Genomic DNA, 22,914 nt, shown 5'->3' on the forward strand with positions numbered 1-22,914 from the left:
CACAGTTCAAAGATCGCGTCCCATGGATATCGGCCCAACTGACTTGCTGCTGGCCTGTGTGCTGCAAACGTATGCCAGCCGAATCATTCACACTTGCGGCCGCGCAGGTAGAGCCCGTCTACCACGACAAAGAGGGAACGCTGGACAAGACATGCCGGTATATCGAGCAGGCCGGCCGGGGCGGTGCGGACATCGTCGTCTTCCCGGAGACGTACTTCCCGGGGTACCCATACTGGCGGGGCAGTGTGTCCATCTCCAGATGGACTGACCTGATGGTGGACCTCCAGAAGAACAGTCTCCATGTCGACGATGAGGCTATCGAGATACTCGGCGAGGCAGTCGCGGAAGCCGACCTCACGCTCGTACTGGGGACGAACGAAGTCAGTGACCGGCAGGGGAGCGAGACGCTCTACAATTCGCTGTTTTACTTCGACAGTACCGGGGAACTGATGGGTCGCCACCGGAAATTAATGCCGACCCATGAGGAGCGTGCCATCTGGGGGCGTGGCGACCCATCAAGCCTGGCCACCTACGAAACGGATGTCGGTCGACTCGGCGGGCTCATCTGCTATGAGAACCATATGACGCTCTCGAAGGCGGCGCTGACCGCAATGGGTGAAGAAATACACGCTGCCGTCTGGCCCGGCTTCTGGGAACAGCACGGTCATCCGGGGGACAAGACCCGCGCGGAGACCAGTGAGGCTGTAGATACCTGTGACATCTATCCTGCAATGCGTGAGTACGCCTTCGAAACCCAGTCGTTCGTCGCCGCGTGCTCGGCGTACATGAGCGAGGCTGTGCCGGATGGGTTCTCAGAGGACGAACTCGGGTTCAACGTCGCCGCAGGCGGGAGTATGCTGGTAAACCCGGCGGGGATCGTCAAAGCCGGACCGTTGGTTGGTGAGGAGGGCCTCCTGACCGCCGAGTTCCGAGACGACGAACGGCGGGCGACGAAGGCGTACTTCGATGCGATGGGTCACTACACACGGTGGGACGCAGTCAGCTTGTCCATCAGTGACGAAACGTTAGCGCCGTCACAGCCACAAGGACCCAGCAAGCATGCCGTCGCTGGAAACGGGTCGCTCTCGGCAGCACAAGCACAGGCGGTAGCCGACGAGTACGATGTGCCTGTCGAGGCTGTCGAAGCGGTTGCTGACGAGTTGGTAGGCTAAACGGACGTGCTAGTCTATTCCTGAACAGGCTGCAAAACGATGGTCGGCGTATTACTTGTTGTAACTGTCGGGAATCAACACGACACCGTGGAAGTCGAACAGGTCGGACACGACCGACTCAATACGACCGAAGTTCGGTGGAAGGGCGACTGCCGGCAGATAGAAGTCGTTGTTTGAGAACTTGCTTTCCTCGGTGGATTGGATTTGTGTCTTGCTCATATCAATACATAATACTGGGTATAGCTTTCTAAGCTCACTAGGGGATAATTACGGGTGTTTATTACACCCAATTATAAATGATTGTTGATGCATGTCTGGGTATATACGTGTGCTGTGCAACGAATTTAGTGGATTCATGATACACAGTTTCAAAGTTGTTCTATATTTCTTCGGTGTTTTGACTGTGGCCACCATGCTGGTCTCATTAGTGAGAATACGATCTGCTATGAGTGATGTGAGCTATTTCCGCCGGCAGTCATCTTTTTATTTTTGCCCTCGTGTGTGCACCTGTGCATGTAAACATTGACGTAGAGAACCTGCGTATATACAGTAATTCACATATGATGGCGCCCAGTTGTCGGACTGGTATTCGTCTCTGACTTCGATAGCAGTCTTCGCACCATAAAATGTCAATAACGACTAAAATACATATCGAACACGAACGCCTCGCGCTGGTTCCAACCTTACAGAACCTCGAAGACGTAGCGATTCGTGTCATCACGCAGGGGAACACCGATCCGGGGTCCACCGTATTTCCATTCCTCATTGAGTATCCCGACAGGGACCGACTCGAAGAGATGCTTGATGCTGACCCGACAGTCCAGAGCTACGAACTTGTCGACTGGACCGACCAGACCGGCATATACTATATCGAACACACCCCACAAACGAAACTCATCAGCTCTGTCGTTACTGATGTCAACGGATTTCTCGTCCATACAGAGACAAAGAGCAACGGCTGGCTCGTCCGACTGTTGCTCCCTGACCGCGAGGCACTCAATACGATCTGGGAGTATGCAAACGAGAACGACATTTCTCTCGATATCATCGAAATATACGGAAATACGGACACCGGCGGTGAGTCGTCATACGGGTTGACCGACGAACAACTGACTGCGCTAATAACTGCATATGAACACGGCTATTTCGGAGAACCAAGGGATATCTCTCTGAACGAAGTTGCCGACGAAATTGGCCTGTCCTCAACAGCGATGAGCGGCAGACTCCGTCGTGGAATGCGGAACCTCATTGCGGCAACAATAATTGATAGAGAGAAGTAAGCTCACAGATCCATTATTGGGGGCGCCCGCGGCCGCTCCCATTCGATTTGTTGAATTAAAATCCACGCCTGTGATACCGAACCCTATTTGAATTTAAATTCTACAGTATGTGTACAAAAACCCTCAAAAATAGATGTATCAGAACGGATATGAGATCTACATTCCCGCAATACTCTACTCGGATCGCCCGTTCGAATCTTTTTGACGGTAGACTGGCCGTAGTGCTGTCGCGTCTTTGTTATAGCCTAACCACACGCTCAGTGCTGTCGCAACGAAGACAAGATACACGGGGAACAGAAGAACGAGTGTGTATCCAGCAAAGACCGGAGTCAGGACATCTAGCCAGTACAGTGTCGCGATTCCGGCGAGTCCACCGACAGCACTCGCAATGATCCCTAGACGAAACGCCTGAGCGGCGGCGGGACCGGGCGACAGGTGAATCGTATCCATACGGCATTTTATATGGCTGAACACCATAAGTCGCGCGCGAGACACGCTATCAAAGTCCGGGGTGGCTCTGGCGTTGCGAAGTCGTGCTGGGACGGATTTATTACCAGTAACCCGACAAAGGGGTACGTATGAAACTCTCACTGATCGCCGCCGTCGCGGCTAACGGTGTGATCGGTGCCGCCGGCGACATCCCGTGGCAGTATCCCGAGGATCTGACACATTTCAAACAGACAACTGTCGGCCATCCGGTGATTATGGGGCGGCGGACCTTCGAGAGTATTCGGCGTGGTCTTGATGGCCCGCTGCCGGAGCGGCTGAACATTGTTTTGACCACGGCGCCGCAGCAACTTCCAGACAGTGTCACGGCCGTTACCTCGACGACGGCGGCATTGGCCGAAGCGGCCGATAGTGACGCATCTACGGCGTATGTTATTGGCGGGGCGACAGTGTACGAGCAGTTTCTCCCACAGGCCGACGAACTCATTCTGACCGAACTAACAGCAGCTTTCGACGGCGATACGGTCTTTCCGACAGTCGACTGGTCGCACTGGACTGAGACGGAACGAACGACTCATAGCGAATTTGCTATTGTGAGATACACTCGAACCAGCAGCGACTAGGATTGATATCTGTCCGAACAGTCACAGCAACTGCCCGGTTGTGTTCTGTGTCGGTCCGTTCTCACACTACAACCCTCGGCATCTGCTGAGTAACACGACACGGCTCTGGTGGAATACTCCTGCTCACGGGCTGTTGGAAAACGCTCCTGTCCGTCTTTGCTACCCACAAAAGCTACCCGTACATAAACCCCAGAAGCAAGTAACAATATCTTTTATTAGCATTTCATATGTTCTTTCAGAGGCATGACCGGTAACGAGGAACATCCTAACTATCCCAGTGTCGACCAGTCAGACCGGACCGTCCCCCGTAACCTCCGCCAGACTGGTGACCCCAACATCGAGATGTTGGTGTCGACGCGCGTTCGAAAGTCCCCGTTCTTCCACAAGTCCTTCAATGAGGAGGGCGCCTGGCGGGCGACCGTCTACAACCGCCTCTATCACCCGCGTGGCCTCATCGAACCCGAGGACGGTGGGGTGATGAAAGAGTACGACGCACTGACCAACACTGTCACCCTCTGGGATGTCGCCGTAGAGCGTCAGGTCCGGGTCAAGGGACCCGACGCCGAGGCGCTGACGAACTATGTCGTCACCCGTGATGTGACAGGCATGGACGCCATGGACGGAAAGTACGTCATCCTGTGTAACGAAGATGGCGGCATCCTGAACGACCCAGTGTTGCTCCGCCCCGAGGAAGACGAGTTCTGGTTCTCTATCTCGGACTCGACGCTGATGCAGTGGTTACAGGGTGTCAACGTCGACAACGACTTTGATGTTGAAATCGACGAGATCGACGTGGCGCCGATGCAGATTCAGGGCCCGCGCTCCGAGGACGTGATGATTGATGTCGTCGGCGACAAGGTCAGTGACGTGCCGTACTACGGCTTGATGGACGCCGAAATCGACGGTTGTGACGTGTTGATTAGCCAGACTGGCTTCTCGGGCGAGAAAGGCTTCGAAATCTACGTCAAAGACGCAATGGAAAACGCCGAGCGCGTCTGGGACCCTGTCATGGAGTCTGTCAAGGACCACGGCGGCCGCCAGATCGCACCTGGCCATCACCGCCGTATCGCCGCCGGCATCATGTCCTGGGGACAGGACATGGACCACGAAACGTCCCCGTTCCAGGTCAACCTCGGCTACCACGTCCCCGACGACAAAGAAGCCAACTACATCGGCAGAGAGGCGCTCGAAGCACAGAAAGAACAGATCGAGAACGGCAACTATCCGTTCGAGCACAAACTCATCGGACTGAAGATTGCTGGCGAGCCAATCCGTGACTACGCCCCGGACTTCTGGCTCATCTCCGATCCGGATACCGGTGAGGAGTGTGGCTACCTCACGTCCCCGTGGTGGAATCCGGACTTAGAGACCAACATCGGGATGGGATTCGTCCCAGCCGAGAAGATTCAGGAAGTCAGCGATACGCCGCTCAACGACGAAATATACGACGAGGAACTGGATCTGGAGTTCCAGGTCCACCTCCCCGATGAGTACGCCGAGGAATCCGGCGAGCCGGTGTTTGCGACCGCCGCGAAGGTGCCATTCAAGGAGTCTGTCAATCCGAGCGCCCGCGAGCAAGCGAAGCTCAACGCCCGGAAAGAGGCCGAAAGCGACGACTAGCCCCCACTCCGTCTGTCCCAGCACCCTACTCGCTTATTTTCGCCTGACACCTTTTTATGATGCAGATCACAGCACTCCGTCCCCACCAACATTGTTGTAGCGCGACATCGCGCTCACATGCCGATTGTTACTGCCGCTCTGCAGCCGTACAGATGCGGCCATATAGATGCGGCGTGGCGAATATTAATTCAGTTTCCTGCTGGACTGCGTTGGGGATAGTCTGGTCATAGTGGGGCCTGCTGACAGTTTCGGCTCGCAAGGCTGTCGAAAACAGAGTGTAGCTGGCTGTCCCGGGTCTGGACAGTAGCCGGTCAGGTTCAGGCGTCGAGACGCTTGTGCCGCCACTGCTCTGTGTCGGGCGTCTGATTAAACGTGTAGATGTGGACGCCGCGGATATTGTACTCGTCGTCTCCAACGTAGGGCGCGAGCCCATCGATGAGTTCGTCGGGTTCGTAGGTCCCGCGGGAGCCGACCAGTTGCTTGACGAACCCAAGAATGCCCGTGGTCTTCCTGAGGAACTTTATCGAATCACCGACGCCGACTTTCTGTGAGATTTGCATCAACCGCTGGTAGTTCATCACGCCCGGGATGCCCACTTCGACTGGGAGTTCGATACCGCGAGCACGGATGTCTTCGACCCACTCCAGCACGGCATCCGGGTCGTAACAGAGTTGTGTAACGATATACGTCGCGTACGGTGCTTTCTGTGCCATCGACTCCGCCAGCGTTTCGTCGTTGATGAAGTCGTGGCCCTCGGGGTAGCCCGTGATGCCTACCTCCTCGAAGGAGTACTGGGTCTCTTCGAGCGCTTCGAGCATGTCGAGCGCTGACTCGTACTCACCGGCCGGTTCCTCGCGGTCGCCACCGGGAACGAAGATGTCCGTGATGCCCGCCTGTTCCAGTCGCTCGGCTATCGATTCGAGTTGGTCCCTGTCTTCCACGTAGCGGGCCGCGATATGTGGCACAACGTCGTACCCCATTTCGGCGGCTTCCGCCGTCTTTTCGACGGTCTTCTCGATGCCGAGCTGGGGCGAAGTCGTGATTGCGATAGTCGCATTGTCGGGGAGGTGGGTAATCTCCTCGTCGAAGCTCTCGAACGGCATCAGTTCAAACCGGGCGCTCGTCAGTAGCGTCCGGACACCCTGACTGTCTGAGACCGTGCGTGTTCCGAGGGCCATGAGTTGCCAGAGCTAGGACGCACCCGTACTTTTCTCTGTGGGTGGGGCATCGAACCCATTTATAAGGACTCACTCCTATCACGCGCTATGAGGCGTACACTGCCGGATTCGACTGGCCACAGTCCCGTAGGAGACAGCATGGTCCGGTTCATCTGCGAGCCGGCAGAGGACGAGATCTAACAGATTGAGTTGCTCCAGCAGATCTCGGGTCTGGCCACGCTCGAGACGCAGACATCGCTGCACCTCGTACACCGTGTCAGAATCGACGACGGCATCCGCGACGTCTTGTAGTTGGACAGCAGCCGGGAGTCCAATCCCGTCAGTGACCAGTTGCTCGTCCGGAAGTTCTCTGACCGACTCTCTGGCAGAATCCGACGACTCGGCTGAGACAGGCTCCGCGACACTGATTTGATCGTCCTCATCTATCGCTGCAGACTGGGCAGCGTCCTCATCCGCGGTCCCTGATTTAGCCGACGGGTCTTCCTCGTCATCACTGGACGTATCGTACGTGTTCGGGACGTGGATATCCGCTTCTATCATATATCGGCGGACCGTCTCAGAAGAGACGTCCATCTGTATCTGCTCAGCGATTGCTCTGAAGTTGTCACACTCATCGTACAGCGCTTGCAGGTAGTCGGTGTCCTCGTACGGTGGCACGGAGTCGTCGCGGACGGCGGCGAATAGGTCGGATTCAGAGTCGGTCTCGCGATCAGACTGCGTATCCGCCGTAGACGCGGCATCTGACTGTGGGCTTTTCTGTGAACTGTCGCTTCCGTCACTGATAGACTCCGAATCCGAGACAGCCGACCCGTCGGGCAAGGCATCGTCACCCTCAATGGTAGCGGCCAAACGCGTTTCGGTGACGGTTTCTGCGCCGCCAGCGTCAGCCTGTTCCGGTCCACAGTCGGCGCTGGCTGCCTCGTCTGGCGCGCCTGTGGCGTCGATTATCAGTTGCACCGTCAGGAGCAAGCCGTCGTCGGTGACTGTCGCTGAGGCATCGTCTACCGACAGTGAGGAACCGGTAGCTGACGGGAGTTCGGTGGCCGACGGTGAGAATGTGACTTCGAGGTCACCACTGTCGTTCAGCCTCGCCGTCTCCGGCGTGAGGCCCTCATCAGCGCCGCCGCCGGACCGCAACGAGACCGGCATCGCCAGCGTCACATCAAGGACTGCATCACCGGTGTCGGCCGGCGATGCTTCGACGGTCTCGATTGACCGACCGCGGGATTCGTACGCATCGATGACCTCCGCGAGCGCCATGAAAGCGGTGTGAAGTCCCATGTCATTGAGTGACTATGACACGTTGTGGTGTAGAGATAGGTGTGGAATACCGAACCCATTTATAAACTACCCCAAAACTGCGGCTAGCAACGAACGTCTGAAACAGTGCTCGTGGACGATTCCTTGGACTCGTGCCGGTTATCGCGGTATCGCAATACCCGCGAGTCGCTCCCCTTTCACGACAACAGACTCCCTGGCAAGCGAGAATATCACTCCCCGTTCTGTCGCTGAGACGATCTGTTGTTGCTCGAACGAGGCGGGCTCGTAGACGGTGCCCAGTCGCTCCCCGGCGTCGACAGTGTCGCCGACAGCGATGTCCGGTCGGCACTCAAACAACCCCGATTCCGATGCGGTGACTGGTTCCGCATCGTTTCGGAGCACCGTCTGCACAGCCTGTGGTTCCGGCTCCGCTGGGAGGACTGCCCACTCGCGCAGGAGATTCTGTATCCCGTCGACACCAGCTGCAACCGCATCCTGTGCTATCCGACGACTGTTCGACAGTTCTGCAGTGATGACCGGAATCCCGGCTTCCGCAGCCGCAGCGCGGAACGTCCCACCCGACCCGTCGTCGCCGGCGTCCTCGTGACCGTCGGTGAGTCTGTAGGAAGTGCCGAACGCTTCGGCGAGGCGCTGGGCGGCTTCGTCGTCCGCCCGGCACCGGACGTGTTCCAGCATATCTGCCGTGCCGGTGTGGAGATCGACTGCTGCGTCGGCGTCTTTCACGAGTTCCCACAGCCGAGCGGCAAACTGTTCCTGTAGGCTTCCGGACTCGTCGCCCGGCCACACACGGTTCAGGTTCGGATTCATCACGTCGTACTCGCCAGGGGTCATATATGACCGGTGGTCGAACGCGAGCTGGTTCACTACCGGGACGACGAGTACCGTCCCAGCGATGGCCGCGCCGGTCAGGCGGCCGTGCAGTCGACGTAACGCGGCTGGGCCGTTGAGTTCGATGCCGTGTTGCGCCGCCTGAATGTACACTGTCGGCCCGGGGCTGCCGACGTACTGGTGGACAGTCACAGACACGTCTCGACCCGACGGTAACCGTCCAAGCCGTCGGTCAGTCGTCGTATGCGTGACGGCCGTGTAGTCCATATCACTGCCTGATGGCGTGCAAACAAAAAACGCTGGGAGGAGGAGCGCCACTGTGCCACATGGAGTGATACTGTGATACTCCCCCGGAACAGAGGCACCCCGATACAGCGGCCCTCAATGGTGTGAGAGCGTCATGTGGAAAATGTTGTGTGGTCACTGTTAACACATAAGCCGACAGTACAATCTGATAGTTGGGAGCAATTAGAAGCTTTTGAACATAAGTGGCAACCACCATAGGGGGACCAAATTTATTAACAATGGTACTCCTGTTATTCTGAAACACTACGTGATAAAACAATGTCAGTTTGCAAAAGCGGTGGGTCAGGCGGTAACTATATTGCCACGCCATAGCACGTTCTACGCAGAGTTATGGAGCCTACCGATAGCCTGCCGACCCAGACCGATACCGTCATCGTCGGTGCTGGAATCGTCGGCTGTAACATCGCCTATCAGCTGACAGAGCTCGGCCGCGAGGACGTGGTCGTGGTCGATCAGGGGCCGATGCCGACCACGGGTGGATCGTCGACGCACGCCCCCGGAATCATGTTTCAGACCGCGGAACCGAAGGTCCTCAGCCAGTTTGCGGACTACAGCCGACGGCTGTACTCGGACCTCGAAGGCGCGGACGGACATCAGGCCTACAACGAAACAGGTGGCATCGAAGTCGCACGCAGCGAGGAGCGCATGGATTTCCTCCAGCGCCGCGTCGAGTATGCGAACGCCTGGGGCATCGAGGACCCGCAGTTACTCTCGCCCGAAGAAGTCACCGAGCACCTCCCGCTGGTCGACGCCGACCAGATCAAGGGCGGCTACTACTCCCCGACAGACGGGCAGGTCTCGGGTGTCGTCGCCTGCGATGCGCTGGCCAGGGAAGCGATGGATAGGGGTGCGAAGTTCGTCCCACACACGCGCACCGAGAACGTCGAGACAGAGGACGGCTCGGTACAGGCTGTCGTCACGGAGAACGGCAGTATCGAGTGCAACGAGGTGGTGGTAGCGACGAACATCTGGGCCCGCCAGCTCGGCGAGAAACTCGACGTGCACCTGCCCGTAACGCCGGTCGAGCACCAGTACACGATGACGGAGTCCCTCGATGAACTGGCCGACAGCGCGGTCGACATTACCGACCACCCGCTGTTCGAGAACTACGAGAACGTCTCCGGAGAGAAGGCGAAGCGACTTCTCGTTGGGCCGGACCGCCCGATTCTCCGTGACCAGGACAACGCGATGTACTATCGGAATCACGGGGATTCCTACGGTATCGGCTCGTACAACCACGACCCTATCGTGCCTGACCCGCAGGACCTCGGCGGGAACGATCCAGACGGCGAACAAGGGTCCGTCCACGAGTTCACGGACTACCACATGGACAACGCGACCCATCCGGATCGGCCGGACAAGGCGCCGCGTCAGGCCAGCGATGAACTGCTCCCTGCGACGGCCGGCAAGGAGCTCGAACACAAGTACAACGGGATGTTCGCAGAGTCGCCGAACGGTCTCCCCGTGATGGGTCCCGTTCAAGAATACGACGGCCTCTGGACGGCGGCGGCCATCTGGGTCACGCACGCCGGCGGTGCCGGCAAAGCACTTGCCGAGTGGATGGAACACGGCGTTCCACGGCTCCCTGACGGTCCGATTGACCTCGCCCATTGTGACGTGAACCGCTTCGACGAGCACGAGGGCAGCTGGGACTTCGCTCGGGATATCGGTGGTGAGGAGTACCGCATCGTCTACAACATCATGCACCCCAAGTGGGTCTGGACCGACAAACAGCGGGACATCCGCCGAACCCCGATGTATCACACCCACAAGAAGTATGACGCCGAATTGTGGGCCGAGGCCGGCTGGGAGGAACCACACTGGTTTGACTCCAACGCCGACCTGCTGGCGGAGTACGGCGACCGGATTCCGGACCGCGAGGGCTGGGAGGCGAAGTACTGGTCGCCGATCGAGGGTGCCGAGGCGCTGAACGTCCGCAACAACGTCGGCCTCCACGACATGACCTCGTTCAACAAGATGGAGGTCATCGGGAGCGACGCCGGCGAGTTCGTCCAGTACCTCTGTACGAACGACATGGACATCGACGTGGGCGACGTGAAGTACACGCTGATGTGCAACGAAGGCGGTGGCGTCCGGGCGGACATCACGGTCACGCGAACCGGCGAGGACCGCTATCTCCTGCTGACGACGGGTCGCGAAGTCGGGAATAACCACGTCGCGTGGGTGCGCGAACAGTCCCCTGACGACGTGGTCGTCAACGACGTGACCTCCAGCCTCGCCGCGATGGTCTGTACTGGCCCGAACGCCCGGAAGGTTCTCTCGAAGGTCACCGACATCGACCTCTCCGACGACGCCTTCCCGTTCTTCACGAGCCAGCAGTTCTTCGTCAAGAACATCCCCGTGACTGCGCTCCGCGTCTCCTATGCGGGTGAACTCGGCTGGGAGTTCTACACGCCCTCGGAGTACGGCGAGCGCCTCTGGGAGCACATCATGGAGGCCGGCGAGGAGTACGGTATCCGCCCGTACGGCAACGGCGCACTCAATTCCCTTCGAATCGAGAAGGGGTTCCGACTCTGGGGGAAGGACCTCCACACGGAGCATAATCCCTACGAGGCCGGCCTCGGCTGGGCCGTCGACCTCGAAACCGACTTCATCGGCAAGGAGGCGGTCGCGGCGGCCGCCGACGGCGACAACATCAACCACAAAGTCGCCTGCCTGACACTCGACGACGAGGACGCCGTCGTGTTGGATAACAAGCCGGTCCTCGACGGCGACGACACCATTGGTTACCTCCATAGCGCCGAGTACGGCTACACCGTCGGCGCTTGCGTCGCCTACACGTACCTGCCGCCCGAATACGCCGAACCGGGGACGAGTGTCGAAATCCTCTACGAGGGGGACCGATACGACGCCACTGTCCGCGAGGAACCGCTCGTCTGAGAACGGTCTGACCGGTCGCTGGTTCTATCGTAATTGTAACACGCTGTGGTTCAGTTCCGCATCGCCGTTTACTCTCCCTGCCCGACGAATAGCAGACGTTTCGGTACTGGACGAAGTTCGTACTTTTGGCGCCTCTATATGACATTTTCTTTCCAGAGCGGTTCTCCTCACCGGTGTATTTAAGATTGTGACAGAAACAGTCCCAAACGAGATACATGAGCACAGAGACTCCCCCATCTCGGGCGGATACTGTCGTTATCGGTGCCGGGGCCGTCGGGTGTAGCGTCGCGTATCACCTGACGGAACTCGGCGCGGAGGACGTTGCCGTCATCGACCAGGGACCGCTCCCGGTCACTGGCGGCTCATCGGTCCACGCCCCTGGGATAATGTTCCAGACCTCGCCGTCGAAGATACAAACAAAGACAGCCTACTACACCAGTCGGCTCCTTTCGGACGCCGGCGTCTACGACGAGGTGGGTGGCATCGAAGTGGCCCGCAGCGAGGAGCGCATGGACTTCCTCCGTCGGCGTGTCGAGTGGGCGACTTCCTACGGACTGCCGGAACCACAGTTGCTCTCGCCTGAGGAGGTCACCGAGCACCTTCCGATGGTCGACGAAGACGAAATCCTCGGTGGCTACTACTCGCCGACCGACGGGCGCGTTGACGGTATCGGCGCGCTCCAGTGGTACATGGAGCACTCCTCGGCGTCTTTCTACGGAAACACGGAGGTCACGGATCTGGATGTTTCGGGGGGCGAGATCAACGCCGTCGAGACGGACCAGGGCGGAATCGACTGCGAGCGAGCGGTTATTGCGACGAACAACTGGGGCTACCAGACCGGCCAACTGGCCGGACTCGACCTCCCAATTGCCCCGGTCGAGCACCAGTACGTCGTCACGGAACCGATGGACGAACTCGCCGACACCGAATCCTCCGTCGGCGACAACACGACGGGGCTAGACGTTCCGGGGGATCGCTCTATCGCGGAGTACATGAGCGAAGGGCCACACCAGCCCGTCGGCCGCGACCAGGACCACTCGCTGTACTTCCGAACCCACGGCGATGCCTTCGGAATGGGGTCGTACAATCACGAGACGCTCTCGGTCGATCCCGAAGCGATGGGGAAGAACACCGAGGAACATCAGGCGTCAGTTAGAGGGTTCACGAAAGAACACTGGGATACGCCGACCCACCGCGGCCGGGACAAGTCCGCGAAACAGGCCTTCGACGAACTGCTACCGGCGACACAGGACGTGGAATACGAGGCCACCGAGAACGGTATCTTCGTCTTCACGCCCGACGGGATGCCGGCCGTCGGCGAGACGGCGCAGGTCGACGGCCTCTGGACGGGGCTGGCCATCTGGTGGACCCACTCCGGCGGCTACGGCCGCATCCTTGCCGAGTGGATGGAGAACGGCGTTCCCCGGTTGCCGTCCGGCCCGGTCGACACCGGCGGCATCCACGTCCGACGGTTCGAACCCCACGCGGGCGAGAAGGACTACTTTGTCGACCGCGGGGCCAAGCGCTACGAGCAGGTGTACAGCATTGTCGAGCCGCGGTGGCAGCCTAATGACCACCGCACGCTCCGGACGAGTCCATTCTACCACCAGCAGAAGGAACTCGGTGCGGAGTTCTACCAGAGCGGCGGCTGGGAGACACCACAGTGGTACGAGTCAAACGCCGACCTCGTTGAGAAGTACGACGACCGGATTCCTGACCAGGACGGCTGGCAGGGCGTCAATCGCTCGAAGATCGAGGCCGCGGAGCATCTCCACACCCGCGAGAATGTGTCGATGTTCGACATGACGACGTTCAGTTCGATTATGGTCGAAGGTGAGGGGAGCCAGTCGTTCCTCCAGCGGGTCTGTAGCAACGACATGGACCTCGATGTCGGCCAGGTACGGTACTCGCTGCTGCTGAACGAGGGTGGCGGCATCCTCGCCGATATCACTGTCGTCAAACTCGACGACGAGGAATTCATGGTGACGACCGGTGGCGGGAACTCTCCCGGTATCCACGGCGGCCACCTCGAAGACGAAGCGCCTGCGACGGTGTCGGTCCACGTTGAAGAAGGTGCAAAATCCACAATCGGCCTCTGGGGACCGAACGCGCGGCTCCTCCTCCAGCGATGTACAGACGCGGACGTGACAAACGAGGGCTTCCCGTACTTCAGCGCCAAGCAGATGTACGTTGGCGACGTGCCGGTCATCGCGCTGCGGGTCTCGTACGTCGGCGAGCTCGGGTGGGAGCTGTGGGCTCCGACGGAGTACGGCCAGCGACTTTGGGAGACGCTGCAGGACGCTGGAGAGGATCTCGGGGTTCGGCCGATGGGCGGCGGCGCGCTCAGTTCCATGCGACTCGAGAAGGGCTACCGACTCTGGGGGACGGACATCGATACGGACTCGAACCCTTTCGAGGCCGGCCTTCCCTTTGCCGTGGATATGGATACCGAGTTCATCGGCAAGGCGGCCCTAGAAACCGCACGCGAGGAAGGTATCGACAGCAAAATCACGCCGCTCACGCTCGACGACTCGACAGACATCATGCTAAGTGGGCGACCAGTGCTCAAAGACGGCGACGCGATTGGCTACGTGCAGGCCGGGAACTACGGCTACAGTCTCGGCGAGTCAATCGCGTACACGTATGTTCCAACCGAACACGCTGAAGCCGGCACGTCGGTTCAGATCCAGTGCGAGGGCGAGACATACGACGCGACCGTACGCGACGAGCCGCTGTTCGACCCGACCCGGGAGCGAATCATCAAATAACAGGACAGCGCAATGCCCCAACAACTTTGATAGCAGGCCCGAGACGATATCAACATATGACACAAACTGAATCGGACACGCTGTCCATCACATACGCAGATATCGAACGAGCCCGCGAACGTCTGGACGACGACACAGTTGTAAAGAAAACGCCAGTCGAACGCAGCTCGTCCCTTGGTGGGTTCGTTGACGCCGAGGTGTACCTGAAGATGGAGCACCTCCAATGGACAGGGTCGTTCAAAACCAGAGGTGCGTATAACAAAATCTCGCAGGATGTCGCCGATGGTGTGGAATCCTTTGTCGCCGCCAGCGCCGGGAATCACGCACAGGGCGTCGCCCTTGCCGCGACGAAATGCGGGGCAGAGTCGACGATTTTCATGCCGGAAAACGCACCACAGGCCAAGATCGACGCCACAAGGTCCTACGGCGGAAGCGTCGAACTGGTCGGCAACGACTTTCAGGAGACGATGTCCCACGCCAAAGCTGTCGTCGAGGAAACCGACGCTGAGTTCGTTCACGCCTACGACGATCTAGATATCATTGCCGGACAGGGGACCCTCGGTACGGAAATGTACCACGACTGCCCCGATGTCGACACGGTCATCGTCCCCATCGGCGGCGGTGGACTTATCAGCGGTGTCTCGACCGCAATCAAGCACCTCTCGCCCGAGACGCGCGTCGTCGGCGTTCAGGCGACCGGCGCGGAGACGGTGCACGAAAGCCTCGACAAGGGGATTCCGGTCGTGCTTGATGAAGTTGACACCATTGCCGACGGTATCGCCACCGGCGGTATCTCGGAGACGACACTTGACATCATCGAGGCGAACGTTGACGAGGTTGTGACGGTTTCGGACACCGACATCGCACAGGCAATTCTCCTGTTGATGGAACGGGCAAAGCAGGTTGTGGAAGGTGCTGGGGCCGCCTCCGTGGCCGCCGTACTGAGTGATGGCCTTGACGTATCGGGCGAAACTGTGATGCCACTGCTCTGTGGCGGGAACCTCGACATGACACAAATGCGAGAGGTTCTCATCCATGCGCTCACCGAGCGCCAGCAACTCCTCCAGCTCCGGGTTCGTATCGACGACCAGCCAGGCGTGATGGAGGAAATATCGGGCGTTATCGCCCGGCAAGGGGCCAATATCCACGACGTTCGGCACGAACGGTCTGTCGAGAATCTCGAAATCGGGGAGGCGTATCTCGTATTCAACGTCGAGACCAGCGGTGCCGAGCACGCACAGACCATCATCACAGCGATACGCGACGCGGGCTATCCCGTCGATAACGTTGCACGGGAAGCGAAAAGCAGCGCATTGTAAGCGGGAATCAGCGTTCAGACAGATGGACCGACTCCGCAAGCGGGGAAACCTATAACAGGTGTGTGGGGGAAGTACACATGAGTCAGGTACCATGTACGACCACATACTCGTCCCGTATGACGGCAGCGACGAGGCCCGGAAGGGGGCAGAGCACGGCATCGAACTCGCCGCTGCACTCGGTGCGACAGTCCATGCATTGTACGTCATCGATCTGCCGGGCACACCCCGTGCGCTTGCGCTCAGAGATGACGAGGAAGAGATGCGCGAGGAGTATCGGAACTACGGGGAGGAGGTACTGGCGAATCTCAGGACTATCGCTGAAGAACACGGTGTCGACTACGAAACGCACTTCAAAACGGGCGCGCCCAGCGAGGAGATCGTCGAGTTCGCCGAAGGCGAAGGTATGGACGCGATTGTTCTTGGCTCGGCGTTCCGCGGCAAACTCGGGAACCTGCTCGGTGGCACGACCGACAAGGTGGTCCGAACGTCAAGCATTCCAGTCATCAGTCAGCGGATGAGCGTCAACGATATTTGACCCATACTACGCGTCTATCAATCGCGTCTCGCGTATGTAGATCACAAGACTTGCGCTGAGGAAACTGAACCCTGCAAGCCGAAAGTCGCCAGCTGTCATCCCGATGAGACCGACGCCCATCAGCAGTGCTGCCACCGCGGCTGCCCCCGTTGCCAGAAGTCGTCCCATACTGGTCGTAGGTGGGATTCCGAAATAAATACGCGCCCACCATGCCGCGAGACAATCGAACGACTCATCGACGGCCAGTAAACCTCAATGTGCTAGATTGAATACGTATCTGTCAAACCACCGCAGTACAGCGCTTCAATCCGTAATATATTGCTGTCTAAGGTGAAGTTTTATTAGAGTTGCATTAGTGCATATGTATGAGACTGTGTAGCACATAAAGCACATCGACAATAACCCTACGGGCACGCTGTGCCCGCACAGGCGAGTACAGTGAGACAAACAGGATGCGAATGCTGCAGACGCCCTACGCCGGGATGTCGCTGGCATGACGGTGGCAACGGATCATGACAGAGCAGGACCGTAACTACGACAATGAGACACCACAGATCAGTACCGCGTTCGAGAGGGGTAACGTATGTCAGACAGTGACGACCAAACCGGCGAGATGTCGGACGGGCTTCAGGTAGAACTGTTCCACCCGGAGTCCGACCGCGAGCCCGGTGACACAAACATTCAGGCGGCTGGATTTGACATCCACCCGGTGGTATTCCCGGTGGCGCTGGCGATCATTGCGTTATTTGTCGCAGTCACGGTACTGCTGGGTGACACAGCAGCCTCCGCGTACACGTGGCTGTTCAACACTATCGGAGACACCTTCGGCTGGTTCTACCTGCTGGCGGTGAACGTGTTCATTATTACATTGCTGTACTTCGCGTTCAGCAAGTACGGCAATATCAAAATCGGTGGCGTGGAGGCAGAAAAGGAGTTCAGCGATTTCTCCTGGATGGCGATGCTGTTCAGCGCCGGCATGGGGATCGGACTCATGTTCTTCAGCGTCTCGGAACCGCTGTACTACTTCCAGAACCCGCCGAGTTTCTTCGGAGCGGAAGCCGGAACCGGTGCGGCAGCGTCCGCCGCGATGGCACAGACATTCTTCCACTGGGGCTTTCATCCGTGGGCGGTGTACGGCCTCGTGGGACTCGGCCTCGCGTTCTTTTCATTCAACCGCGGGCTCCCACTCACATTCCGGTCGATATTCTGGCCCCTGCTCGGTGAGCGGATTTACGGCTGGCCGGGCCACATTATCGATCTCGTGACAGTGTTCGCTACGCTGTTCGGGCTGTCAACCTCGCTGGGACTCGGTGTTGCACAGGTCAACACGGGCCTCTCATACGTGGGCGGAGACATGCTCGGTGCGGTGAGTATCCCGACAGGGACCTTGCCGCAAGTCGTGCTCATCGCTGGTATCACGCTTATCGCGACGCTCTCGGTTGCGGCGGGGCTTGACGGCGGTGTCAAGCGGCTGAGCACGCTCAACCTCTACCTGATGTTCGCACTGCTTGGGTTCCTCGCTATCGTGGGCCCAACGGTGTACATCTTCAGTTCTTGGGTAGAAGGACTCGGCGCGTACTTCGGGAACATCCTCGCGCTCGGGTTCTTCACCGGCACACTCAACGAGGCCTCAAACGGGACCGTCACTGCATGGACCGTGTTCTACTGGGGCTGGTGGATCGCGTGGTCGCCGTTCGTCGGGATGTTCATCGCACGCATTTCGAAGGGGCGGTCCGTCCGGGAGTTTGTCCTGGGCGTCCTGTTCCTTCCGTCGCTGTTCTCGACGCTCTGGCTGTCGGTGTTCGGCGGCAGCGCGATGTTCAATTCACTGATGGGGAACGGACAGGCGCTGGCGACGTATAACGAAGTCGGCCAGACCGTCGCGATGTTTGCCCTGCTGGAGCAGTTCCCGCTTGGCGTGATTAGCGGCCTGTTGGCAACGTTGCTGGTCATCACGTTCTTCGTCACGTCGTCGGACTCGGGGTCACTGGTCATCGACCACCTGACTTCGGGCGGGAAACACGACGTTCCGCGAACGCAGCGAATCTTCTGGGCACTCACTGAAGGGCTTGTCGCGTCGATCCTGCTCATCGGCGGCGGACTGACTGCGCTCCAGACGGCCGCAATCACCACGGGACTCCCGTTCGCAGCCATCCTGTGTCTGATGTGTTATACGGTGTATCTGGGGCTCGATAACGAGTACCAGATACTCGAGTCCGAGGAGTTTGCAGAGACAATTCAGGATCTCTCTGAACGGGATGACGTGGACGTCGTGACCTCTGGTGACGAGATGGTAACGGATATCTCCGACCCAGGAGACGACACTGCTACAGGCACTGACTGACGGGCTCTTGTTTTGCCGTTTTCGTACGCGACCGCGCGAGTCTGTTCGCTCTCGCTAACAGCGGTCACAACCGGTCACGCTACTGACCACCCAGTTCTGTCTCGACCGTCCGTTCAGAGTGTATCCAGAGTCGGGCAGCGCCGCCGATTCCGAGCGCGGCGATGGCAATGCTAGAGACGATACTGCCAGCCGGAGACAACAGGACCCACAGCACAGCACTGAGCGATGCGCCGATGAGCAGGCCCAACGCTGGTTGTCGGTCGGACAGAATATCGGTGAAAAGCGTGCCGACGACGAGAAACCCGAAACTTGTGAGTACCAGAACGAACGCGCTACTGACGAGAATCGCGATGCGGACGAACACCCCGCCAGCGACACTGAGTCGGGCCAGCGTCGTTGCCCCGTAGAGGCCGACAATACCGACGATCACGTATCCAGCGATGCCGTAGAGGACGGCTGTCATCGGGCTAGCCAGTATCGCGTTGATCGACTCGTCAACGTAGCCCTGCCGCAGTCGGAGTACTACTGCGCCAGCCACCAGTACAAGAACGAACGAGGCGAGCCCGCGGATCGGTCTGGACAGTTCGGACCTAACGCCGGGGGCCAACTGCCCCACAACGGGGTTCCAACTGGTTGCGGCCAGTTCCGGGACGGCCGGCGCGACACTGGCAGCCACGTCAAAACTCATACTTCACATACCGTGGGTCACCGTGAAAACCTATCGACCGCACAGCACCGGGTCAGTGTCGGCACTGCCCGGAAATTTAAGCCGTCAGAATACATACCATGTCACAGTGTCTAGATGGCCCGCAGTTCTGCTCTCGAAGCTTGTTTGGGTTGGGAAGCGGGTTGCGGCGCCACTCCAGCGGAGTGATGGGCCGAACAAGTTCAGGCTGTCGAGCATGGACACGGCAACGACGACCTACGACGGTGACATTGGGTGGGCAAGACGGCCGCCAGCGACGGTCGAGTGTCCGCGATGCGAGTCGAAAATCTTCCAGCACAACGCGCGTGACAGCATCGACTGCCCGCGGTGTGTCGGTGAGTACGGCCACGACGAATTTGCTGACCTGCAACTCCTATATCTCACGTGTCCAGTCTGTCGAAGCCGGATGGAACACGGTCAACGACATCCCGAGCGGTTCGACATTCCCGAGTGGGCGACCTGTACGGACTGTCGGTACCACTGGGAGTTCGAACACTCCTACGACCACAGTACCGATTAGACAAGAGGCACACGAACCGGAGTACCGTCATGTGGCTGCCTATGTGTGGCTTCGAAACGGCCACAGGGTCAAGCGTGGGATGCTCTCCTTATACCACACGCGTTGGATTTAACTTCAGTAGTACTTCCAGTCGTCCTCACGGCTTCCCTGTACGACGTCGCCGTCTTCGTCACGGTCCATCTCCTCTCGCTCGTCGGGCCACCGGATTCCGTCTCCGACGACGCTCTTGTACGCGAAGGCACCTAGGCCGACGAGTATCAGTAGGAGAACGACGGTCCCAGCGACTGCAGCCACCTGCCCGACGGATTCGAGCAGACCAGAGCCGAGCTGAACCGGAAACTGTACCATACATACTGTTGGTGTTGGACGGGTATCATTGTTTCTGCGGCTCAGACGGTCGCGACGCTGTCGCTGATACCGTCTTGAGTACGGCGTTGTTCTCGGAGACGTCGTGGACCCTGATGGCGTCAGCCCCGCGTTCAGCAGCAAGCGCTGTCGTTGCTAGGGTCGGCGGCAGCCTGTCCGCTCCTGTGTCGCTCATGCCAGCAAACATCGACTTCCGGGAGTGCCCGACCAGCACCGGACAACCGAGCGCATGGAACTCGTGGAGTCGGTCGACGAGTTCGAACGATTCGGCGGCGTTCTTCCCAAACCCACAGCCGGGGTCGACGATAATTTGCTCGCGGTCGATGCCGGCTTGCTCGGCGAGCAGTATCTGCTCCGTGAGGTCTCGAAGCACGTCATCGACGACATCGTCGTAGGTCACAGTCCGACCTGGGTCCACCGGCGCAGACAGGCTGTGCATCAGGATAACGGACGCGTCGTGATCAGCAACCACAAACCGCATTTCGGGGTCCGACAGCCCCGACACGTCGTTGACGATGTCGGCGCCAGCACCCAGCGCCGCGTCAGCGACGGCGGCCTTTCGGGTATCTACGGAGACAGTCGTGTCAAGCGACGAAACGGCCTCTATGACCGGTACTACGCGATCAATTTCCGTTTCAATGGACACCGGCTCTGCCCCAGGACGCGTGCTCTCGCCGCCGACATCGATGATATCCGCCCCGGATTCGATCATCTGTTCTGCGTGACTGATAGCAAGGTCGCGATGGTTGTACTCGCCGCCGTCGTGGAAACTATCCGGCGTAACATTGAGAATACCCATCACGGCCGCCTCCTCACTATCGAACGGCGGCGGGAACGACCGCCCAGACAGCCTATCTTCGAGTTGCATGGCGAGGCGACTGAGCCCCAGCCCGGCCGAAGCCAGACGGTCAGTGAGCTGTTTAAATTGTCGCGGCGTCCCTGAAAGCGTCGTATCGACGAGTTTCTCCGGCATTCCGACAGCCGAACAGGTACACGTACCGCCACAGTCCTCGAACTCTTGTTTGACGACTCCTGCTTGGTCACGCCGCAACGTGACCGAGAGCATCTGCTGGTGAAGTTGTGGCTTCTTTCCGACTCCAGCAGTCTCTTCGGTGGACGCCTGCTGGAGAGTCTTTTTCGGAACGACGAGCCGACTCCAGCGGTCCCGAGCCTCGGCCACTGCGTAGAGTGAGCCGGCCACGAGCACGAAGTCGTCCGCGCCGGCCGCGGCTATGGCTCGTTCGGTAGCTTCGGGGACGGACTCAATCTGCTGTATCTGTGCTGCCTGCCCCTCAAACGCAGCAGCGAGCGATCCGGTGCCTGCGGCTCGGTCGACCGCCGGTTTCGTCGCGAAGGCCGTCTCGACGGCCGGAAGCGTCGCAATCATCTGTTCGTACTCCTTGTCCTGCATCGCGGCGAAGACAACGTGGAGATTATCGTACTCGTATCGCTGGATAAGTGTCGTCAGCGTCTCCATCGCACCGGGGTTGTGAGAGCCATCGAGAACCACCATCGGGTCGGTCGACCGGATCTCGAATCGGCCCGGCAGCGTCGCAGCCCGCAGCCCCTCGGCAATAGTTTCCGTGTCTACGTCGGTGAGTTGTCGAGCCAGTGTCGCGGCGACGCCAGCGTTCTCCGCCTGATGCTGTCCAAGTAGCTTGAGGTTCGATTCGAGGGCCCAGTCCGGCCCCGTGAGCGCGATACGGTTCTCGACGGCCGAGCGCATGCCGTTTTCGACGGCCGTGACATCGGCCGCCTCATCACCGACCGTGACAGTGTCGGTAATCCCCTGAACCGAATCGAGAGCAGCGCCGGTCGTTCCCGTCACAAGTGGGGCGTCTCTGGGGCTGACCTGCGCTTTGTCGCGAGCGATCTCCTCGACTGTGTCGCCGAGCAGGTCAGTGTGTTCTAAACTGATACTGGTGACAGCGCTTGCGACGGGATCGACTGCGCTTGTTGCGTCGTACCGGCCGCCAATACCGACTTCCAGTACTGCCACGTCGACATCTTCGACATCGAAGTGATAGAACGCCAGCGCCGTGAGTACCTCGAAATGCGTCGGCTTGTCGTCCTCGGCAGCCAGTTGGTCGATACAGGGATCTATCTGTTCGACGAACTCCGTCACTCGCTCTTTCGGTACCCGACCGCCGTTGACCGTGATTTGCTCCCGGAAACCGTTCAATCCTGGCGAGGTGAACAGGCCGACATCGAGCCCGGCGGCTCTGAGCACACTCTCGGTCATTCGGGCGGTACTTCCCTTTCCGTTCGACCCAGCGATCTGCACGCTGTCGAAACTGTCGTCCGGGTCACCGAGATGCGAGAGCATCCGCGCCGTCGTATCGGTCCCCAACTTGGGCCGACGACGCTGTAGTGACTGCAGGTAGTCCGCCGACTCGTGGTACTCCATAGCACAATTGGGCGGCGGCGGCCTGATTAATTTATCGCCAGAGCGAATCTGCCTCGATATCACGTACCCAAGTAACGTAGCCAATTCGGGCTTCAATCGGTGTAAAACCTAAATACTGGACCTGAAGCTGCGGTCAAGTAATCTCGCAAATTCTGCCTTTGCGGCCACTGTCGGCTGACCTGCTGTCAGATCTGTGAACAGATCTCGTAAGCCGAGATACATGATGTGGCTTCTAGGGTCTGCAACGGCATCTCGAACACATCCTATCCCGGTAGTGTCAGTTTCACTAACATTATTACGACGGTGCAGGGAA

Annotated in this window: 19 protein-coding genes; 10 read left to right on the forward strand and 9 right to left on the reverse strand. The window is 59.0% G+C overall.

Annotation, left to right across the window (positions count from 1 at the left end; genetic code table 11):
• The first annotated feature begins 71 nt into the window (after nt 1-71).
• A complete protein-coding gene (locus tag RBH20_RS17590) occupies nt 72-1,172 on the forward strand; it encodes a nitrilase-related carbon-nitrogen hydrolase (protein WP_306711074.1) in 1,101 nt (366 codons plus the stop codon).
• 51 nt (nt 1,173-1,223) lie between these two features.
• On the opposite strand, the gene RBH20_RS17595 is transcribed toward RBH20_RS17590, so the two are convergent.
• Entirely contained in the window at nt 1,224-1,391 is a 168-nt protein-coding gene (locus RBH20_RS17595; RefSeq protein ID WP_306711076.1) for a hypothetical protein, read from the reverse strand.
• Nucleotides 1,392-1,798: 407 nt separating this feature from the next.
• On the opposite strand from RBH20_RS17595, the gene RBH20_RS17600 reads away from it, so the two are divergent.
• Nucleotides 1,799-2,452 (forward strand): helix-turn-helix domain-containing protein, encoded by a 654-nt coding sequence (locus RBH20_RS17600; protein WP_306711078.1) that lies wholly within the window; start codon nt 1,799-1,801, stop codon nt 2,450-2,452.
• Nucleotides 2,453-2,626: 174 nt separating this feature from the next.
• On the opposite strand, the gene RBH20_RS17605 is transcribed toward RBH20_RS17600, so the two are convergent.
• Nucleotides 2,627-2,902: a hypothetical protein gene (locus RBH20_RS17605; RefSeq protein WP_306711080.1), complete on the reverse strand. Its 276-nt coding sequence runs from the start codon at nt 2,900-2,902 to the stop codon at nt 2,627-2,629.
• Nucleotides 2,903-3,030: 128 nt separating this feature from the next.
• On the opposite strand from RBH20_RS17605, the gene RBH20_RS17610 reads away from it, so the two are divergent.
• Both RBH20_RS17610 and RBH20_RS17615 read left to right on the forward strand, forming a co-directional pair.
• Complete coding sequence (locus tag RBH20_RS17610; RefSeq protein ID WP_306711081.1) at nt 3,031-3,522, forward strand: dihydrofolate reductase; 492 nt, start codon at nt 3,031-3,033, stop codon at nt 3,520-3,522.
• A gap of 243 nt (nt 3,523-3,765) precedes the next feature.
• On the forward strand, nt 3,766-5,142 hold the full coding sequence (locus tag RBH20_RS17615; protein ID WP_306711083.1) for an aminomethyl transferase family protein: 1,377 nt from the start codon (nt 3,766-3,768) through the stop codon (nt 5,140-5,142).
• A 317-nt stretch (nt 5,143-5,459) separates the two neighbouring features.
• Here RBH20_RS17615 and RBH20_RS17620 read toward each other — a convergent pair whose 3' ends face one another.
• The 3 genes from RBH20_RS17620 to RBH20_RS17630 all read right to left on the reverse strand — a co-directional run bounded on the left by RBH20_RS17620 (nt 5,460) and on the right by RBH20_RS17630 (nt 8,696).
• Nucleotides 5,460-6,320, reverse strand: coding sequence for a methylenetetrahydrofolate reductase (locus RBH20_RS17620; RefSeq protein ID WP_306711085.1), 861 nt, complete (start codon nt 6,318-6,320; stop codon nt 5,460-5,462).
• 78 nt (nt 6,321-6,398) lie between these two features.
• Nucleotides 6,399-7,601 carry a hypothetical protein gene (locus tag RBH20_RS17625; RefSeq protein WP_306711087.1) on the reverse strand — a complete coding sequence of 401 codons (1,203 nt, stop codon included), beginning with the start codon at nt 7,599-7,601 and terminating at the stop codon, nt 6,399-6,401.
• Between the two features lie 138 nt (nt 7,602-7,739).
• A complete protein-coding gene (locus RBH20_RS17630) occupies nt 7,740-8,696 on the reverse strand; it encodes a succinylglutamate desuccinylase/aspartoacylase family protein (protein ID WP_306711089.1) in 957 nt (318 codons plus the stop codon).
• A gap of 369 nt (nt 8,697-9,065) precedes the next feature.
• Here RBH20_RS17630 and RBH20_RS17635 point away from each other — a divergent pair, with 369 nt between their 5' ends.
• The 4 genes from RBH20_RS17635 to RBH20_RS17650 all read left to right on the forward strand — a co-directional run bounded on the left by RBH20_RS17635 (nt 9,066) and on the right by RBH20_RS17650 (nt 16,258).
• On the forward strand, nt 9,066-11,636 hold the full coding sequence (locus RBH20_RS17635) for an FAD-dependent oxidoreductase (RefSeq protein WP_306711091.1): 2,571 nt from the start codon (nt 9,066-9,068) through the stop codon (nt 11,634-11,636).
• 215 nt (nt 11,637-11,851) lie between these two features.
• Entirely contained in the window at nt 11,852-14,404 is a 2,553-nt protein-coding gene (locus tag RBH20_RS17640; protein WP_306711093.1) for an FAD-dependent oxidoreductase, read from the forward strand.
• Nucleotides 14,405-14,460: 56 nt separating this feature from the next.
• Nucleotides 14,461-15,723 (forward strand): threonine ammonia-lyase, encoded by a 1,263-nt coding sequence (gene ilvA / locus RBH20_RS17645; protein ID WP_306711095.1) that lies wholly within the window; start codon nt 14,461-14,463, stop codon nt 15,721-15,723.
• A gap of 91 nt (nt 15,724-15,814) precedes the next feature.
• On the forward strand, nt 15,815-16,258 hold the full coding sequence (locus tag RBH20_RS17650) for a universal stress protein (RefSeq protein ID WP_306711097.1): 444 nt from the start codon (nt 15,815-15,817) through the stop codon (nt 16,256-16,258).
• 6 nt (nt 16,259-16,264) lie between these two features.
• On the opposite strand, the gene RBH20_RS17655 is transcribed toward RBH20_RS17650, so the two are convergent.
• Nucleotides 16,265-16,426 carry a hypothetical protein gene (locus RBH20_RS17655; protein ID WP_154020974.1) on the reverse strand — a complete coding sequence of 54 codons (162 nt, stop codon included), beginning with the start codon at nt 16,424-16,426 and terminating at the stop codon, nt 16,265-16,267.
• A 415-nt stretch (nt 16,427-16,841) separates the two neighbouring features.
• On the opposite strand from RBH20_RS17655, the gene RBH20_RS17660 reads away from it, so the two are divergent.
• Nucleotides 16,842-18,602, forward strand: a complete 1,761-nt coding sequence (locus RBH20_RS17660) for a BCCT family transporter (RefSeq protein ID WP_306711100.1) — start codon at nt 16,842-16,844, stop codon at nt 18,600-18,602.
• Between the two features lie 79 nt (nt 18,603-18,681).
• Here the strand turns inward: RBH20_RS17660 and RBH20_RS17665 are convergent, their stop codons facing one another.
• The gene (locus RBH20_RS17665) at nt 18,682-19,290 is read right to left on the reverse strand and encodes a hypothetical protein (protein ID WP_306711103.1); all 609 of its coding nucleotides are present in this window, start codon (nt 19,288-19,290) and stop codon (nt 18,682-18,684) included.
• 214 nt (nt 19,291-19,504) lie between these two features.
• Here RBH20_RS17665 and RBH20_RS17670 point away from each other — a divergent pair, with 214 nt between their 5' ends.
• Nucleotides 19,505-19,828, forward strand: coding sequence for a hypothetical protein (locus tag RBH20_RS17670; RefSeq protein ID WP_306711105.1), 324 nt, complete (start codon nt 19,505-19,507; stop codon nt 19,826-19,828).
• 114 nt (nt 19,829-19,942) lie between these two features.
• Here the strand turns inward: RBH20_RS17670 and RBH20_RS17675 are convergent, their stop codons facing one another.
• On the reverse strand, nt 19,943-20,176 hold the full coding sequence (locus RBH20_RS17675; RefSeq protein WP_306711107.1) for a hypothetical protein: 234 nt from the start codon (nt 20,174-20,176) through the stop codon (nt 19,943-19,945).
• 25 nt (nt 20,177-20,201) lie between these two features.
• Nucleotides 20,202-22,601 carry a dihydropteroate synthase gene (gene folP, locus RBH20_RS17680; protein WP_306711109.1) on the reverse strand — a complete coding sequence of 800 codons (2,400 nt, stop codon included), beginning with the start codon at nt 22,599-22,601 and terminating at the stop codon, nt 20,202-20,204.
• Between the last annotated feature and the right edge of the window lie 313 nt (nt 22,602-22,914).

The organism is Haloarcula sp. H-GB4, assembly GCF_030848575.1.
In the GTDB taxonomy this organism is placed as follows: domain Archaea; phylum Halobacteriota; class Halobacteria; order Halobacteriales; family Haloarculaceae; genus Haloarcula.